The following is a 226-nucleotide window of genomic DNA, read 5'->3' on the forward strand; positions in this document are numbered from 1 at the left end:
CGAGCGCACCTTGCCACTCTGGCTGCTCAACCAGCTCAGCCGCCCTCGCGACGTGCCGGTGACCAACGTGGTGGCGATGCTGGTGATGATGGTGACGATGTTGCCGATATTGGGCGCGTACTACCTGACCCGTGGGGGGGAAAGCGTGGCGGGGAGTGGCGGGAAATAATCAATGAAGATCGCTCATCGCAGGAACCGCAATCCTGTGGGAGCGAGCTTGCTCGCG

General features: G+C 62.4%; 1 pseudogene. It reads left to right on the forward strand.

Features of this window, described 5'->3' with window-relative positions:
* Positions 1 to 169 (forward strand): annotated as a pseudogene (locus OC610_RS29425) (ABC transporter permease); the annotation flags it as partial.
* Positions 170 to 226: the final 57 nt, after the last annotated feature.

The sequence above is a fragment of the Pseudomonas agronomica genome (genome assembly GCF_025917275.1).
GTDB lineage: Bacteria > Pseudomonadota > Gammaproteobacteria > Pseudomonadales > Pseudomonadaceae > Aquipseudomonas > Aquipseudomonas agronomica.